This is a genomic window from Vibrio sp. 10N.261.55.C5, from assembly GCF_041470505.1.
Classification (GTDB): Bacteria; Pseudomonadota; Gammaproteobacteria; order Enterobacterales; family Vibrionaceae; genus Vibrio; species Vibrio crassostreae_C.
The window spans coordinates 1-236 of sequence record NZ_JBFRMS010000108.1 but is presented as its reverse complement, the minus strand read 5'-3'; the positions used below and the strand labels follow the sequence as shown (position 1 = coordinate 236).

At 43.6% G+C, this 236-nt stretch carries 1 pseudogene; it reads right to left on the bottom strand.

The annotated features are described in order from the left end of the window. Window positions 1-236: pseudogene (locus tag AB4263_RS23985) on the bottom strand (ISNCY family transposase); the annotation flags it as partial.

Below are 236 nucleotides of genomic sequence, written 5' to 3'. Positions count from 1 at the left end.
CTGAAGGTATGATCTCGACGGATTTTTCGATATTCTTTTTGAATACATATCGCGTCAATGTTGAGGTACTTCGGAACGGGTGTATGCTCAGAGCGCATTAATTTGGCGTTGACTGTGAGGGTCGTTGCCCAATACTCAGGGATGAAGGTATTTTGTAGGTAGTTATTTGCACTGATCATATCAGTAACCCCAGCCAGCCTTAACTCAGGGACTAGACGATCTTGGAACGTATCAAA